This is a genomic window from Streptomyces sp. SID5643 (assembly GCF_009872555.1).
In the GTDB taxonomy this organism is placed as follows: Bacteria; Actinomycetota; Actinomycetes; order Streptomycetales; family Streptomycetaceae; genus Streptomyces; species Streptomyces iakyrus.
In genome coordinates this window covers 19064-34217 of the sequence record NZ_WWIC01000362.1, presented here as the reverse complement: position 1 = coordinate 34217, position 15154 = coordinate 19064, and the positions used below count along the sequence as shown (strand labels likewise).

Sequence of the window (15154 nt, the reverse complement as noted above, 5' to 3'; positions counted from 1 at the left end):
GTGCTCGTCAGACTTCCGTAACCACTTCTTGCGCGGGCCGCGTCAGGAGGAGGCCGCCTTGTCGAGCTGGAACGCCTCGTTGCCGAGGCCGATCCGGGCGTGCTTCTCGGGGGCGCGGGCGCGCAGCACCAGACCGAGGACCACTCCGGCGAGCGCGGCCAGGCCGATGATGCCGGGCAGCACCCAGCTCAGCGACGAGTCGGGGCCCGCGCCGACCAGCACCTCGAAGTCCTTCACCGTGTAGCCGGCGATGACCAGCAGGGCGATGCCCGCCAGCGCGGACGTGACCAGCCGCCAGGCCTGGGTGCCGGCGGCGCCGCGGCGGACGAAGAAGACGACGACGGACAGGGAAGCCGCCGCCATCAGCACGATCACGCCGAGGGCGCCGATGTTGCCGAACCAGGTGAACAGGTGCAGGACGGGCGCGGTCGGGTCGCCGGCCGGCTTGTCGTCGGCGATCGCGAAGGCGGCCACGACCACCACGGCCACGACGGTCTGGAGCAGCGAGCCGGTGCCCGGGGCGCCGCTGCTGCCGCTGGTGCGGCCGAAGGCGGCGGGCAGCAGGCCTTCGCGGCCCATCGCGAAGGCGTAGCGGGCGACGACGTTGTGGAAGCTGAGCAGCGCGGCGAACATGCCGGTGACGAACAGGACGTGCAGGACGTCCGTGAAGGTGCCGCCGAGGCGCGACTCGGTGAGGAAGAACAGCAGGCCGGCGCTCTGCTTCTGGGACGTGCCGACGATCGCGGAGGGGCCGGTGGCCACGGTGAGGGCCCAGCTGCTCAGCGCGAAGAAGACGGCGACCCCGCCGACGGCGAGGAACATCACGCGCGGCACCAGGACGTGCGGGCGGCTGGTCTCCTCGGCGTACACCGGGGCCTGCTCGAAGCCGAGGAACGCGGCGATGCAGAAGCACAGCGCGGTGCCGACGCCCGCGCCGGTGAGGGTGTCGGGGTTGAAGGCGTGCAGCGACAAGCCCTCCTTGCCCGGGTCGGCGATCGCGGCGATGTCGAAGACGACGACGAGGAGCACTTCGATGACCAGCAGCACGCCCAGCACACGGGCGTTGACGTCGATCTTCAGCCAGCCCAGCAGCCCGACGGCGAGCGCGGCCACGAGCGCCGGTATCCACCAGGCGATCTCCAGGTCGGCGTAGGTGGCGAGGAGTCCGGAGACCTCGAAGCCGAAGATGCCGTAGATGCCGACCTGGAGCGCGTTGTAGGCGACGAGGGCGACCAGGGCGGCGCCCGCGCCGGCGGTGCCGCCGAGACCGCGGGAGATGTACGCGTAGAAGGCGCCCGCGTTGTGGACGTGACGGCTCATCTCGGCGTATCCGATGCTGAACAGGATCAGGACGACGCCGAGGACGACGAAGAGCAAGGGCTGGCCGACGATGCCCATCACCGCGAATGTAGTGGGCATGACACCTGCGACGACCATGAGCGGGGCGGTCGCGGCGAGGACGGAGAGCAGCAGGCCCCCGGTGCCGAGACGGTCGGCGCGCAGGGCACGCTCCTCCCCCTTGAAGGTACTGATGCCGCCGGGGGCGGTCGGGCTCGTTCTCGAACTGTCCGTGGTCATCGGGGGAGCGTCCTCACTCTTCGGGTCGGGGGGTCAGGCCGTGCCGAGCGCGCCGGCGCGGGCTGCGGCGAAGGCGGTGTGCGGGTCGCGGTCCGGGTACGACCAGGGCGCCGGGGTGGCGTGGCGGCCGATCCGGTGGAACAGGGCGGCGGCCTCGGCGCCCCGCCCCTCGCAGTACTTGGCGTGGGCGAGGAAGTTCAGGTCGATCAGCCGCCGCGGGTGCCCCTCCAGCTCCCACTCCAGCCACCAGTCGAAGGCGGCCTTCATGACCTGCCGGGCGCGGCGGCCCGTCCAGTGTCCGGAGGCGGCCGGGTCGGCGGGTTCGTGCCCGGTGGCGGCCAGTACGCGGTAGCGCTCGGCGTGTGCGATGACCGGCAGGATCGCGAGCGGTGAGTCGGCGGGCGCCTGCTCGGCGGCCCAGTTGGCGAAGTCGTAGACCTCGTGCAGCGGGTCCGGGCCGGCCTCGGCGCGGCGGCCGGCGAGCCGGCCGACCATCAGGTGGTGGGCGTGGTGGTGGTCGGCGTACCGGCCGCGGACCGCCTCGAAGGTGCGGACCACGTCCTGGTCACCGCCGACCGCGCACTCCAGCATGAGCAGGCCGAGCCAGGGGGTGGGGTCGGCGGGGGCACGGGCCGCGGCCGCCTGGCAGGCCTCTCGGGCGCGGACCGGCTTGGCCTTGCCGTGCAGGGCGCGGCGGACCTGGGCGAGAGCGAGCAGTACGGCGGCGTCGGCGGACTCGGGTTCGGCGAGCAGCCACTCCCGGGCCCACGCGGCACAGGAGGACTCCCGTGCGAGGACGGTGACGCGATGGCCGCGCCGGTCCCAGTCGTCCCCGGTGTGCACCAGCAGGGACCGGGCGTTCTGCCAGCGGCCCTGCACCAGTGCGGTGCGCGCGGCCATGAGGTCGGCGTCGTCGAGGGCCTCGTCGAAGGCCTGCGCGGCCCGTCTGCGGCCGCGGCCGAGGGGAGGCGGGGGTGGGGACACCGCGGGACTTCCTCACGCACTCTTCTGGTGTTTCGGCTCACGGCGGCTGAGGAGCGCGTATGTGCGCATTGCCATGGGCTGATCACACACAGCCAAGCCCCCACCAACGGTCGTCGTCAAGGGTCGCCAGGGCGTTACACGCGTCAACTCCCCCCACTTGTGAGGATTCTGTGATCCGGGAGTCCCGAGAGGCGCATGTGAACGCATCCGATTTTTCCGTTTCGCCCTTTGTGACGTACGTCATAGCGTGCGCTGTCACCGCCCCCGACGATGGCATGACGTACGGGCACGCCGGGCGGAGCCGGCCGGTACAGTCGGCCCCTACGCAACCGTGACCCGACCTGACGATCGAGGTACACCGCGTGTCGGTTCCAGTACTGGCGCTCGCCCTGGGCGCCGCCTGCTGCCTGGGCTTCGGCTTCGTCCTCCAGCAGAACGCGGCTCAGCGTGCCCCGCTGAGCGACTTCCTCTCCTTCCGTTTGCTGATCGACCTCGTGAAGGTGCCGCGCTGGCTCGGCGGCATCGCGCTGATGGTGGTCGGCATGGGGCTCGGCGCCGCCGCGCTGGGGCAGGGTGAGCTGTCGCTGGTGGAGCCGCTGCTGGCGACGAACCTGCTCTTCGCGCTCGCGCTCTCCCGCAAGCAGACCCGGCAGCCTCTGGGCCGCCAGGGCTGGGCGGGCCTGCTCCTGCTGGCCGGCGGGGTCACGGCGTTCATCGTCGCGGGCCGGCCGGAGGGCGGCGCCGCGGCGGCCGACCCGGTCCGGCAATGGGTGATCATGGGGGTGATGATCGGGCTCGCCCTGCTGCTCACGACGCACGGCAAGCGGACCCGCCTCGGCTCGGGCCCGGTCCTGCTCGCCCTGGCCGCCGGACTGCTCTACGGCGTGCAGGACGCGTTGACCCGGATCAGCGGGCAGAAGGTCTCCGAAGGAGGCCTCGCCGAGCTGCTCACCGGCTGGGAGCCGTACGCCGTCCTCGCGCTGGGCGTCACGGGGCTGGTCCTCGTGCAGAGCGCTTTCGAGACCGCGTCCCTGCGCAAGTCGCTGCCCGCCCTCACCGCGGCGCAGCCGCTCGCCGGGATCGTCTGCGGCGTCGGCTTCCTGGGCGACCGGCTGCGCACCGACGCCATGGCCCTGGGCTGGGAGGCCGGTGGTCTGCTGGCCGTGGTCGCCGGGATCGTGCTGCTGGGGCTGCACCCGGCGATGCCGCAGGGGGCGCCGGAGCGGGCCCGGGTGGCCGCACCCGCGGTGAGCCCGGCCTCGCCCTGACGGGCCCGGCCCCGGCGGGGGCGCGTGCCCTGCTTGGATGAGGGCATGAGCGCTGCCGACGAGATCCTCGACATCGTGGACGAGCACGACCAGGTCATCGGGCAGTCCCCCCGCGGCGAGGTCTACGCCCGGGGACTGCGCCACCGCTGCGTGTTCATCCAGGCCCGGGACGCCGAGGGCCGCGTCTTCGTGCACCGGCGCACCCCCACCAAGCTGGTCTTCCCCTCCCTCTACGACATGTTCGTCGGCGGAGTCGTCGGCGCGGGCGAGTCCTACGCCTCGGCCGCCCTGCGCGAGGCCGAGGAGGAACTGGGCGTGAGCGGCCTGCCGCAGCCGCGGCACCTCTTCACGTTCCTCTACGACAACGGCTCGGGCCAGAGCTGGTGGTCGGCGGTCCACGAGGTGCGCTGCGAGCTGCCCGTGCGGCCACAGGCCGAGGAGGTGGCCTGGTACGGCTTCCTGCCCGAGGCCGAGATCGAGCGGCGCCTCGGCGACTGGGAGTGGGTGCCGGACGGGCTGGCGGCATACGAGCGGCTCAAGGCGTTCCGGCCGGACGGCCCGGGCGGAGCCGGACAGGACGCCGGGTAGGGTCGCGCACGTGATCGAGTTCGTACGGAACGTCCGGTTGTGGTTCGTGCCGGCGGAGGTCCGGGAGGACGGCCAGACGCCCGACTACCGGTTCTCACTGGCCAACGAACGCACCTTCCTGGCCTGGCTGCGCACCGCGCTCGCGCTCATCGGCGGCGGCTTCGCCGTGGACCAGTTCCTGCCGGACCTGCGCTGGGCCTGGCGGGTCGGGCTGGCGCTCGCGCTGCTCGGCGCGGGCGTGCTGTGCTCACTGCGGGCCGTCAACCACTGGGTGCGCTGCGAGCGGGCCATGCGCCGGGGCGAGGACCTGCCGGTGTCCCGGTTCCCGGCGCTGCTGAGCCTCGTCGTCGCTGTCGTGGCCGTCGCCATGGTCCTGGTGGTGCTCGTGGGGTGGGAGGGGTGAACACGTCGCCTGCCGTCCGGCGTCAGGACCCCGACCGCGACCCCGGGCTGCAACCCGAGCGGACCCGGCTCGCGTGGCGGCGTACGACGCTGTCGGGCACCGTCGTGGCCGTGCTCGCGGTGAAGACCGTGCTGCACGGCGGGGCGTCGGCGGCCGGGGTCACGGCGGGCGCGCTGTGCTGTGTGCTCTGGCTGGGCTTCCTTACGGTCGCCCACCGGCGCATCCGCACCCTCGCGGCCGCCCCGAGCCCTGCGGCCTTCGCACCCCGGCACGCGGCGGCCGCGGTGCTGTGCACGGTGGCGATGGCGGTCTGCGGGGCCGCCCTCGTGCTGTAGGGCCGTTCCTCACGCGCCGTCGGTCTCCCCGCCCACCGTGACGACGATCTTGCCGCGGGTGCGGCCCTCCTGGTTCAGCCGGTGTGCGTCCGCCGCCCGCTCCAGGGGGAACGTCGCGTCGACGTGCACGCTCACCACGCCCTGCTCCGCCAGGTCGGCCAGGCGCTGAAGGTCCTGCGCGTCGGGGCGGACGAAGTAGTAGCGGCCGCCGTACTCGACGACGTCGTTGTCGGCGATGGACGCCAGGCGGCCCTCGGGGGCCAGCAGGTTGGCCGACACCTTCAGCGCGTCCCCGCCGACGGTGTCGAGCACGGCGTCCACGCCCTCCGGGGCCAGCCCGCGCACCCGCTCGCCCAGGCCCTCGCCGTACACCACCGGCTCCCCGCCGAGGCCCCGCACGAAGTCGTGGTTGGACTCACTCGCCGTGCCGATCACCCGCGCCCCGAGGTGGGCGCCGAGCTGCACGGCGATCGAGCCGACGCCCCCGGACGCGGCGTGCACCAGGACGGTCTCGCCCCGCTTCACCTGGAGCACGTCGACCAGCATCTGGTAGGCGGTGAGTCCGACCAGCGGCAGCCCGGCCGCCTCCTCGAAGGAGAGGTTGCGCGGCTTGCGCGCCAGGCTGCGCAGGGGTGCGGCCACGTACTCGGCGAAGGTGCCGCGGGAGAGGAAGTCCTCGCGCACGTACCCGATGACCTCGTCGCCGACGCCGAACTCCGAGACGGCCACGCCCGGCCGTACGACGACGCCCGAGACGTCCCAGCCGGGCACCACGGGGAAGACAGGGGCGAGGATCCCGTCGAGGTAGCCCTCGCGGGCCTTCCAGTCGACGGGGTTCACGGACGCCGCGCGCACCTTCACGAGCACCGCGTCCGGGCCGACCTTCGGATCGCGGACCTCCCCGAACGCCAGCACCTCGGGTCCGCCGTACCGTGAGTAGCTGATGGCCTTCATGGGTCCGACCTTCCGGGCTCGTTGCACGGCTCGCAAGCCGGATGACCTGAACGAACCGGCCGAAACCTCCCCGGCACCTCGCGGACGATGCCGTCGGCCTAGGGTGGCTCCGATCACGTTTCGGTCCCGCTCTGGACGACATACCGACCGGTCGGCATCATGAGTCGGGAACTGTCCACCCTGCCGTAGGAGCGACCATGAGCCCCGACCATCCGCCCGGACTGGATCTCGACCGGTTGCGCGGCCTGCTCGACCGCGAGCGGCCGGGCCTGGTGAGCGGCCCGCTGTCGGGCCGGCTGATCGAAGGCGGACGGTCGAACCTCACCTACGCGGTCTCCGACGGCAGCTCCCGGTGGGTCGTCAGACGGCCCCCGCTCGGCCACGTCCTGGCCACCGCGCACGACATGAAGCGTGAGCACCGGGTGATCAGCGCACTGCACCCGACCGCCGTGCCGGTCCCGGAGCCGGTGCTGCTGTGCGAGGACGAGGAGGCGCTCGGATCGCCGTTCTACGTCATGGAGTTCGTCGACGGCACCCCCTACCGCACCGCCGACCAGCTTCTCCCGCTCGGTCCGCAACGGACCCGGGGCGCGGTGCTGAACCTCGTCGACACGCTGGTGGAGCTGCACGCGGTCGACCCCGGCGAGGTCGGACTCGCGGACTTCGGCCGGCCCGAGGGCTTCCTGGACCGGCAGCTGAGGCGCTGGGGCAAGCAGCTGGACGCCTCGCGCAACCGCGACCTGGACGGCATCGACGAGTTGCACGCGGCCCTCGGGCGCGGACTGCCCGACTCCCCCGCCCCGGCCGTCGTCCACGGCGACTACCGGCTGGACAACGTACTGATCGGCGAGGACGACTCGATCCGGGCGATCCTCGACTGGGAGATGTCGACGCTGGGCGACCCGCTCACCGACCTCGGCCTGCTCGTGATGTACAGCATGCCGCTCGGCATGCCCGAGTCCCCCGTCTCCACGACCGCCGAGGCGCCCGGGCATCCGGCGCCGTCGGAACTGATCGAGCGGTACGCGGCGCGCTCGGGGCGCGACGTCTCCGCGGTCTCCTGGTACACGGCGTTCGCCTGGTTCAAGCTCGCCGTGATCCTCGAAGGCATCCACTACCGCTACACGCTGGGCCAGACGGTCGGGCGCGGCTTCGACCGCATCGGCGACCTCGTGCCCGTCTTCGTCCGGCACGGACTGACCACGCTCCACGAAGGCCTCCAGGAGGGCTGATCCAGATGGACTTCGCTTTCGACGCGCGCACCGAAGAGCTGCGCGCCAAGCTCCTCGCCTTCATGGACGACTGCGTCTACCCCGCCGAAGCGGTCGCGCACGAGCAGCGCGAGCGGCTGGCCTCGCCGTGGGAGAACCCGCCCGTGGTGGAGGAGCTCAAGGCCGAGGCGCGTCGGCAGGGCCTGTGGAACCTCTTCCTGCCGGACTCCGAGTACGGGGCCGGACTCACGAACCTCCAGTACGCGCCGCTCGCCGAGATCATGGGCCGCTCCCCGCAGCTGGCGCCGACGGTGACGAACTGCGCGGCGCCCGACACCGGGAACATGGAGGTGCTCACCCAGTTCGGCGACGAGCAGCAGCGCAAACAGTGGCTGGAGCCGCTGCTGGCCGGTGAGATCCGCTCGGCGTTCGCGATGACCGAGCCGGACGTGGCCTCCTCGGACGCCACCAACATCACCACGCACATCGAGCGGGACGGCGACGAGTACGTCATCACGGGCCGCAAGTGGTACATCTCCGGGGCGATGCACCCCGACTGCAAGATCTTCATCGTGATGGGCAAGACCGACCCGGACGGCGAGGACATCCGCCGCCAGCAGTCGATGGTGCTGGTGCCGCGCGACACGCCGGGCGTCACCGTCAAGCGGGCCATGCAGGTGTTCGGGTACGAGGACCACTACCACGGCGGTCACGCCGAGGTGATCTTCGACCACGCGCGCGTGCCGGTGGCGAACCTGGTCGGTGAGGAGGGCGGCGGTTTCGCCATCGCGCAGGCGCGGCTCGGCCCCGGGCGGATCCACCACTGCATGCGGCTGATCGGCATGGCCGAGCGGGCGATCGAGCTGATGTGCCGGCGGGCCGTGTCCCGGAACGCCTTCGGGAAGCCGCTGGCGCAGCAGGGCGTCGTCCACAACTGGATCGCGGACGCGCGGGTGACGGTGGAGCAGCTGCGGCTGCTGGTGCTGAAGACCGCATGGCTGATGGACACGGTGGGGAACCGGGGTGCGCACACCGAGATCCAGTCGATCAAGATTGCCACGCCCCGGGCGGTGGTGGACATCCTCGACCGGGCGATCCAGCTGCACGGCGCCGGCGGAGTGAGCCAGGACTTCCCGCTGGCGGAGCTGTACGCCGGGGCGCGGACGCTGATGATCGCGGACGGGCCGGACGAGGTGCACCAGCGGTCGCTGGCCCGGCGGGAGTTGAAGCGGTACCTGTGACGCGGGTGCGGGCGGCGGGGGTGTCCTCCCGGGAGTTCTCCCCCGCCACCCCCGTCACCCGCGTCGGGCGGGTGGCGGCCGCCCCGGGGTTGTGGACGGAATGTGAAACTTCGCACGGTCTGGTGACCGGTCATCGGGGTAGGGAGCCGCTTTCGGGGGGTGAGCGGCCCGAGAACCGTTCTTCTCCGTACCCCGGGCGAGGCCGGTGGTTGCACCGCACACCCGGTCTGCGGGACTGTGCACCGAGAACAGTCCGTCTTCGCAAAGTGAGGTGTGGGTCACGCGTAGGGGCCCCGTACATGACTTCTTCCCCGGCCGGGCCCCGCACCAGTGCGGTGAGCACGGTGAGCGCCGCCTCCGCCCCCTGCCCGGTGGTGGTCCTGGACACGGACGGGCGCATCACGGAGCTCAACGACGCGGCCGGTGCCCTGCTGCCCGCCGCCCGCCCCGGGCAGCCGCTGTCCTTCCCCGCCTGGCTCGCCGCGGCGGACCGGATCCGTCCCGTCCCGGTCAGCGGCGAGGTGGGCGACCGGTGGTTCTCGGCGCAGCCGTCCGTCCTGGCGGACGGACGCACCGTCTGGTGGCTGCTGGACGAGACCGCCCACCGCACCACGGCGGCGGAGCTGGCGGCCGAACGCGGACGCACCCGGTTCCTCACCGAGGCCTCCACCGCACTGCTGGCCTCGCTGAATCTCGAACGCTGTATGGACGTCACGGCGCGCCTGGCCGCGGAGCATCTGGCGGATGCCGCACTGGTCATCTCGCCCACCACCGCGCGGACGCTGCCGGTGGTCGTCTGCGACCACCGGCGTGAGCTCAGCCGCAGCACCGTGGCAGAGGCGCCGGACTCCGTGCCGGGGCTCGCCGAGGCGCTGCGGGGCTTCCCGCCGGTGCCCTCGCGGTGGATCGACCCCGCGACGGCCCCGGACTGGCTCGTCCCGGCGGGCTTCGGCGAGGTCGGCTCGCTGGTGATCACGCCACTGCCCGGTCTCGGCGTACCGGCCGGGGCGCTGGTCCTGCTGCGCCGGGCGCAGCAGGACGTGTTCACCGAGGCGGAGGAGTCGCTGGCCGGGCAGTTCGCCGCCCGGGCCGGCGCGGCGATGTCGGCGGCCCGCCTCTACGCGGAGCAGAACTCGATCTCCGAGACCCTCATGAGGGAACTCCTGCCGCCCACGCTGCGGCAGACGGAGGGCGTGGAGTTCGCGGGCGGCTACCGGGCCAGCAAGGACACCGAGCGCATCGGCGGCGACTTCTACGACGTCCATCCGCCCGCCGAGGACTCGCCCGAGACCCTCGTCGTGCTCGGGGACGTGGCCGGCAAGGGGTTGGAGGCCGCGGTCCTCACGGGCAAGATCCGCAACACGCTGCACGCCCTGCTGCCGATGGCCGACGACCACGCCAGGATGCTGCGTCTGGTGAACAACGCCATGCGCACCAGCCACCACACCCGTTTCGCCACGCTCGTGATGGCCTCGGTCCGCCGGGAGGAGCGCGAGGTGACACTGCGGCTCACGTCCGCCGGGCATCCCGCGCCGCTGATCATCCGGCGGGACGGGACGGTGGAGGAGGCCGAAACGGGCGGCACCCTGATCGGCGTGCTGCCGGTCATCACCTCCCGGACCGCTCGGGTCCGGCTGGCGCCGGGGGAAACCTGCCTGCTGTTCACCGACGGCGTCACCGAGGCCAGGGGCGGTCCGCTGGGCGACACCATGTTCGGCGACCAGCGCCTCAGGCGGGCGGCGGCCGAGTGCGCCGGCATGCCGGCGCAGGCGGTCGTCGAGCGCGTCCAGATGATCACCTCGCAGTGGATCGGCGGCGGACGCCATGACGACATCGCCGTGCTGGCCATCACCGCACCCCGTGGCGCCCACCTCAGTGCGGTGGACGGGGCGACCCGGGGCAGGTACACGGCATGACCGCACGCATCACCGACCTCGACGACGCGCCGGGCCGCCATGGCGTCGGCGCCCGCCTCTGCGCACCGCACGACGAGGGCGTGTCCGCTCCCTGGGCGGACCGGCTGTGGACCGCTGTGCGGGCCGGGGACGAGTACGGGGCCGTCGACGTCGTCACCGACGCCCTGGCCGCGGGTCTCGATCCCGAGTCGGTCCTGCTGGACGTGATCGGCGCCGTGCAGCACAGGGTCGGCACCGAGTGGGCGGCCAACCGCATGAGCGTGGCCGACGAGCACGCCGCCACCGCCATCAACGACCGGGTCATCGCCGTCCTGCCTGCCCGGCGTCCGGCGGCCGGCCGGGGCCGGATCACGGTCGCCTGCGTGGACCAGGAGTGGCACGCCCTGCCCGCGCGCCTGGTGTCCGAGACGCTGCGGCTGCGCGGCTGGCAGGTGGACTACCTCGGCGCGCAGGTCCCCACCGCCCATCTGATCGGCCACGTCCACCGCACCGGGCCGGACGCGGTGTGCCTGTCCAGCTCGCTGCCCACCCGGCTGCCGCTCGCGCACAGCGCGATCACCGCCGTCCAGGCGGCCGGCACCCCGGTCATGGCCGGTGGCCTCGCCTTCGGCACCGACGGCCGCTACGCCCGCCTGCTGGGGGCCGACGCCTGGGCGCCCGACGCCCGCGCGGCCGGGGACCGGCTGGCGACCGGTCAGCTGTCCCGGCCGGTCCCCGCCCATCAGGCGATCGACGATCTGCCGCACCTGGTCGACCAGGAGTACACGCTGGTCGCCGGGTCCTCCACCCGGCTGGTGCGGGACACCTTCCAGCGCCTGGAGCAGCACATTCCCGCGATGCGGGACTACAGCGACGAGCAGCGCGAACGCACCGCCGAGGACATCGCCCACGTCGTCGGCTTCCTGACGGCCGCCCTGTACGTGGACGCCGACGACGTCTTCACCGGCTTCCTCGTGTGGACCGCCGAGGTGCTCACCGCCCGCGGGGTGCCGGCGCGCTCGCTGCTGCCGTGCCTGGACCTGCTGGAGGAGCAGTTGCACGATTTCCCGCGCGCCCGCCGGATCCTCGACGCCGGGCGTACCGCGCTCGCTTCCCGACCCTGACCCCGAGACGCTGGACGAACAACGTGACCCCCTCCTTCGGCACCGGCCCGCACGCCGTACGCCTGCCCCTCACCGGCGATCTGGACTACGACACCTGCGGGGAGCTGCTCCAGCGGGTCAGGACGGCTCTCGACGTCGTCGGGCGTGTCGAGGAACTGCGCCTGGACTGCGGAGGGCTGGGGACGGTCGACTCCATGGGTCTGTCGACCCTGCTCCAGATCCACCGCTCCGCGGGCCGGGACGGCATCGCCTTCCACCTGGACGACATCGGCCCGGCCCTGCGGCGCCTGCTCGAACTCACCGGCACCTACGAGCACCTGACGGCTGCCCGGCGCTCCGAGCCGCCCGGGGCCGGGGACGGGCCGGCCGCTACGGGCGCAGGGCGCGCAGCAGCAGATCGGCCAGGTGGTCCGCGACCTGCTGGGGCGTGAGGGGGCCGTCGGGGCGGTACCACGTCGACAGGTGGTGGACCGAGCCGAAGTGGTAGTCGACCACGAGGTCCGCCGGAGTGGCACGGGAGAAGACGCCCGACTCCTGGCCCTCCTCCACCAGAGCGCGGAAGCGCTCGTGGTAGCGGCGGCGTTCGGCGCGGACCTGCTTGTCCTTCTCGGGACTGAGATGGTGCATCGAACGCCAGAAGATCATGGCGTCGTCGAGGTTCTCGATGGTCGTCACCACGACGTCCGCGGCGGCGTGCCGCAGCCGTTTCTCGACGGGCTCGTCGGCACCGGCCACGGCGTCCAGCCGCTCCTGCTGGATGCGCAGCACGCGCGCGTACACCTCGTGCAGCAGGTCGTCCTTGGAACCGAAGTAGTGGTACAGCGCTCCCTTGGTGACGCCGGCCGCCTCGACGATCTCCTGCACCGAGGTGCGGTCGTAGCCCTGCTCGGCGAAGAGCCGGGTGGCGGCGGCGAGGAGCCGCTGAGGCACGGGCGTGACGTCCGAGTCCGTGGTCCTGGGCACTGCCGCCACCTGCCTTTCCGTTCTGTTGTCAGTCGCCTTGCGTACGGGAACGAAGTTCCCGACGGAGGATCTTCCCACTGGCCGTCTTCGGCAAGTCCGGCAGGATCTCCACCTGGCGCGGATACTTGTAGGCGGCCAGTCTCTCCTTGCAGTGGGCGGCGAGTGCATCCGGGTCCGTGTCGGCGTCCGGGCGCAGGCTGATGTAGGCCTTGACCGTCTCCCCGCGATACCCGTCGGGCACCCCCACGACGGCGGCCTCGCGCACCGCCGGGTGCGTGTAGAGGACGTCCTCGACCTCGCGCGGCCACACCTTGAAGCCGGACGCGTTGATCATGTCCTTCTTGCGGTCGACGACGTAGAGCCAGCCCTGCTCGTCCATGAAGCCGATGTCGCCGGTGCGCAGTTCGGCGCCGGGGAACGTGGCGGCGGTGGCGTCGGGGCGGCGCCAGTAGCCGGGCACGACCTGCGGGCCGGCGACGACGATCTCGCCCTGCTCGCCGAAGGGCACCTCCGCACCGGCGTCGTCGACGATCCGGACGACCGTGTCCGGGCCGGGCAGTCCCACGGCGAGGGTCCCGGACGCGGGGTCGACCGGCGCCTCCAGATGGGGCGGCACCGAGGCGCAGGGCGCGGTGCACTCGGTCAGCCCGTAGCCGTTGCGGATGTACGGCCCGAAGCCGGCCCGGAACTTCTCCACCAGGGCGGGCGGCAGCGGTGCGCCGCCCGAGGAGATCACCCGGAAGGAGGAGAAGTGGTCACGGGTGACGGAGGGGTGGGCCGCCAGCGCCATGAAGGCCGTGGACGGACCGACGGTGTAGTGCGGGCGGTGCTCGGCGAACGCGTCCAGCACGACGCCCGGCTCGAAGCGGTACGCCAGCACGAGCGTGCCCGCGCTGTTCAGGCAGGCTCCGAGCTGGCAGACCATGCCGGTGATGTGGAACAGCGGCGCCAGCGCGAAGTACACCGGCCGCTCGGGCAGTGCGAGCCCGGTCCGCTGGCGCTCGGCGTTGTACATGATGTTGCCGTGCGTGTTGGTCGCGCCCTTGGGCGTGCCGCTCGTGCCCGAGGTGTAGCTGATCAGCGCGATGTCAAAGGGGCCGGGGTCCCGGTCCCCGGGCGCCTGGTGTCCGGCCCGCGCGACGGTTGTCAGGTCGTCGGCGTCCGGAGCCTGCGGCAGGCGTTCGAAGGTGAGCACCCGCGCGTCACCGCGGCTCTGGAAGTCCAGCTCGCACCCGGTGAGCACGATCCGCACGGGCGAGTCCGCCGCCGTTGCGCGCAGGTACGACTCCCAGGCCCGGTCCGAGCAGATGAGCGCGGTGACCTCGCCGTCCCGCAGGACGTGGGCCACCTCGCCCGACTTGTACATCGGGTTGACGGGCACGACGACCGCGCCCGCCTTCCACGCGCCCAGCAGGGCGAGCACGAAGTGCGGGGAGTTCTGCAGCAGCACCGCGACCCGGTCGCCGCGCCGGAGACCGCGGGCGGCGAGGTGCCCGGCGACGGAGTCGCTGAGCTCGTCGGCCTCCCGGTAGGTCAGCCGGCCGTCGCAGTAGGCAAGGAAGTCACTGCCGGGCGTCTCGGCGACGGCGGCGCGCAGGGCGTGCACGAGGGAGTCGGCCGGGTCGACCGCGCCCTTCTGGGCGTCGCTGAGCAGGCCGAGCCAGGGCTTGGCGGCATAGCGGGACTCGGTCACCGGGCCTCCTCCCACTGCTGCTGGATGCGGTTCATGCCGGACAGCCACCGGTCGGGGTCACCGGACCGGGCCTGATGGTATGCGGCGACCTCGGGGTGCGGCAGGATCAGGAACCGCTCCTCCTCGATGCCCTGGAGCAGGGCGTCCGCGACGGCCTCCGGCTCGATGGCGGTCGGCCGGAGCACCAGGTCGCCCGCGCTGCCGGTGGCGGCCAGCATGTCGGTGCGCACGCCCTGCGGGCAGATGGCGTGGACCTTCACGCCCCGGTGCCGGTAGGTCAGCGACAGCCACTCGGCGAAGGCGAGCGCGCCGTGCTTGGTGACGGCGTAGGGCGCCGCGCCGATCATGGTGAGCAGTCCGGCGGCGGACACGGTGGAGACGAACCGGCCGCTGCCGCGCTCCAGCCAGGCGGGCAGCAGGGCGTGGGCGGCCCGCACATGGGCCATGACGTTCACGTCCCAGGACCGGGCCCACGCCTGCTCGTCCAGCGGCTGTCCGGGCTCGATGCCGTCGGCGGCGACACCGGCGTTGGCGCAGTAGACGTCGACGGTGCCGCCGAGTGCGTCGCAGGCGTCGCCGACGATCGCCGAGGCGTCGCCGGGCACGGCCGTCCCACCGACCTCGTCCGCGACCTGCTCGGCCCGCTCGGCGTCGAGGTCGTTGACGACGACCCGGGCCCCTTCGGCGGCGAACCGCCGGGCGAGCGCGGCCCCGATCCCGCCGCCGGCCCCCGTGACAACGACTCCGGCCCCTTGAAAGGCTCCCACCATCGGTCTCCTCAGTCGCGGCTCTGCAATAGCGCCAGACTAACCGGTCGGTATGTTTTGAGGAAGGGGCAACCGCAACAGGCCTAAGGGGCGCGGGAAACTGCGCGATCGGCCACAACGAAGCGGCACGAACCGGATCACGGAGGCCAC

Annotated in this window: 15 protein-coding genes; 9 read left to right on the top strand and 6 right to left on the bottom strand. The window is 72.7% G+C overall.

Annotated features, from left to right (window positions below):
* Nucleotides 1-42 precede the first annotated feature (42 nt).
* Both GTY56_RS38800 and GTY56_RS38795 read right to left on the bottom strand, forming a co-directional pair.
* Entirely contained in the window at nt 43-1578 is a 1536-nt protein-coding gene (locus tag GTY56_RS38800) for an APC family permease (RefSeq protein ID WP_161369948.1), read from the bottom strand.
* Between the two features lie 33 nt (nt 1579-1611).
* Nucleotides 1612-2562 carry a hypothetical protein gene (locus tag GTY56_RS38795; protein ID WP_161369947.1) on the bottom strand — a complete coding sequence of 317 codons (951 nt, stop codon included), beginning with the start codon at nt 2560-2562 and terminating at the stop codon, nt 1612-1614.
* Nucleotides 2563-2924: 362 nt separating this feature from the next.
* Here GTY56_RS38795 and GTY56_RS38790 point away from each other — a divergent pair, with 362 nt between their 5' ends.
* From GTY56_RS38790 to GTY56_RS38775, 4 genes are read left to right on the top strand one after another with little or no spacing between them, the layout of a single operon-like run.
* Nucleotides 2925-3830: a DMT family transporter gene (locus tag GTY56_RS38790; RefSeq protein WP_161369946.1), complete on the top strand. Its 906-nt coding sequence runs from the start codon at nt 2925-2927 to the stop codon at nt 3828-3830.
* A gap of 45 nt (nt 3831-3875) precedes the next feature.
* A complete protein-coding gene (locus GTY56_RS38785) occupies nt 3876-4418 on the top strand; it encodes an NUDIX hydrolase (RefSeq protein WP_161369945.1) in 543 nt (180 codons plus the stop codon).
* Between the two features lie 10 nt (nt 4419-4428).
* Nucleotides 4429-4821, top strand: coding sequence for a DUF202 domain-containing protein (locus GTY56_RS38780; protein WP_161369944.1), 393 nt, complete (start codon nt 4429-4431; stop codon nt 4819-4821).
* Nucleotides 4818-5156, top strand: a complete 339-nt coding sequence (locus tag GTY56_RS38775) for a DUF202 domain-containing protein (protein WP_161369943.1) — start codon at nt 4818-4820, stop codon at nt 5154-5156. Before GTY56_RS38780 ends, GTY56_RS38775 begins: the two co-directional genes overlap by 4 nt.
* A 9-nt stretch (nt 5157-5165) precedes the next feature.
* Here GTY56_RS38775 and GTY56_RS38770 read toward each other — a convergent pair whose 3' ends face one another.
* Nucleotides 5166-6110 (bottom strand): NADP-dependent oxidoreductase, encoded by a 945-nt coding sequence (locus tag GTY56_RS38770; protein ID WP_161369942.1) that lies wholly within the window; start codon nt 6108-6110, stop codon nt 5166-5168.
* A 197-nt stretch (nt 6111-6307) separates the two neighbouring features.
* Here GTY56_RS38770 and GTY56_RS38765 point away from each other — a divergent pair, with 197 nt between their 5' ends.
* The 5 genes from GTY56_RS38765 (at nt 6308) to GTY56_RS38745 (ending at nt 12012) form a co-directional block, all read left to right on the top strand.
* Complete coding sequence (locus GTY56_RS38765) at nt 6308-7342, top strand: phosphotransferase family protein (protein ID WP_161369941.1); 1035 nt, start codon at nt 6308-6310, stop codon at nt 7340-7342.
* Between the two features lie 5 nt (nt 7343-7347).
* Nucleotides 7348-8562: an acyl-CoA dehydrogenase gene (locus GTY56_RS38760; protein WP_161369940.1), complete on the top strand. Its 1215-nt coding sequence runs from the start codon at nt 7348-7350 to the stop codon at nt 8560-8562.
* A gap of 299 nt (nt 8563-8861) precedes the next feature.
* Entirely contained in the window at nt 8862-10478 is a 1617-nt protein-coding gene (locus GTY56_RS38755) for a SpoIIE family protein phosphatase (RefSeq protein WP_161369939.1), read from the top strand.
* Nucleotides 10475-11581: a cobalamin B12-binding domain-containing protein gene (locus GTY56_RS38750; protein ID WP_161369938.1), complete on the top strand. Its 1107-nt coding sequence runs from the start codon at nt 10475-10477 to the stop codon at nt 11579-11581. Before GTY56_RS38755 ends, GTY56_RS38750 begins: the two co-directional genes overlap by 4 nt.
* A gap of 23 nt (nt 11582-11604) precedes the next feature.
* Entirely contained in the window at nt 11605-12012 is a 408-nt protein-coding gene (locus tag GTY56_RS38745; RefSeq protein ID WP_346345678.1) for an STAS domain-containing protein, read from the top strand.
* On the opposite strand, the gene GTY56_RS38740 is transcribed toward GTY56_RS38745, so the two are convergent.
* Genes GTY56_RS38740 through GTY56_RS38730 form a run of 3 tightly spaced genes read right to left on the bottom strand, consistent with a single transcriptional unit; the run spans nt 11951 to nt 15007 of the window.
* On the bottom strand, nt 11951-12544 hold the full coding sequence (locus tag GTY56_RS38740) for a TetR-type transcription factor C-terminal domain-containing protein (protein WP_161369937.1): 594 nt from the start codon (nt 12542-12544) through the stop codon (nt 11951-11953). The genes GTY56_RS38745 and GTY56_RS38740 overlap by 62 nt on opposite strands.
* Before the next feature lie 28 nt (nt 12545-12572).
* On the bottom strand, nt 12573-14237 hold the full coding sequence (locus GTY56_RS38735) for an AMP-binding protein (protein WP_161369936.1): 1665 nt from the start codon (nt 14235-14237) through the stop codon (nt 12573-12575).
* Nucleotides 14234-15007, bottom strand: a complete 774-nt coding sequence (locus GTY56_RS38730) for an SDR family oxidoreductase (RefSeq protein WP_161369935.1) — start codon at nt 15005-15007, stop codon at nt 14234-14236. The genes GTY56_RS38735 and GTY56_RS38730 overlap by 4 nt, the downstream gene beginning before the upstream one ends.
* Nucleotides 15008-15154 lie beyond the last annotated feature (147 nt).

Excerpts from the sequence above, each read along its gene's own strand:
- GTY56_RS38800 (WP_161369948.1), bottom strand. The coding sequence starts at position 1,578 with ATGACCACGGACAGTTCGAGAACGAGCCCGACCGCCCCCGGCGGCATC.
- GTY56_RS38785 (WP_161369945.1), top strand. The coding sequence starts at position 3,876 with ATGAGCGCTGCCGACGAGATCCTCGACATCGTGGACGAGCACGACCAG.
- GTY56_RS38770 (WP_161369942.1), bottom strand. The coding sequence starts at position 6,110 with ATGAAGGCCATCAGCTACTCACGGTACGGCGGACCCGAGGTGCTGGCG.
- GTY56_RS38765 (WP_161369941.1), top strand. The coding sequence starts at position 6,308 with ATGAGCCCCGACCATCCGCCCGGACTGGATCTCGACCGGTTGCGCGGC.
- GTY56_RS38760 (WP_161369940.1), top strand. The coding sequence starts at position 7,348 with ATGGACTTCGCTTTCGACGCGCGCACCGAAGAGCTGCGCGCCAAGCTC.
- GTY56_RS38755 (WP_161369939.1), top strand. The coding sequence starts at position 8,862 with ATGACTTCTTCCCCGGCCGGGCCCCGCACCAGTGCGGTGAGCACGGTG.
- GTY56_RS38750 (WP_161369938.1), top strand. The coding sequence starts at position 10,475 with ATGACCGCACGCATCACCGACCTCGACGACGCGCCGGGCCGCCATGGC.
- GTY56_RS38730 (WP_161369935.1), bottom strand. The coding sequence starts at position 15,007 with ATGGTGGGAGCCTTTCAAGGGGCCGGAGTCGTTGTCACGGGGGCCGGC.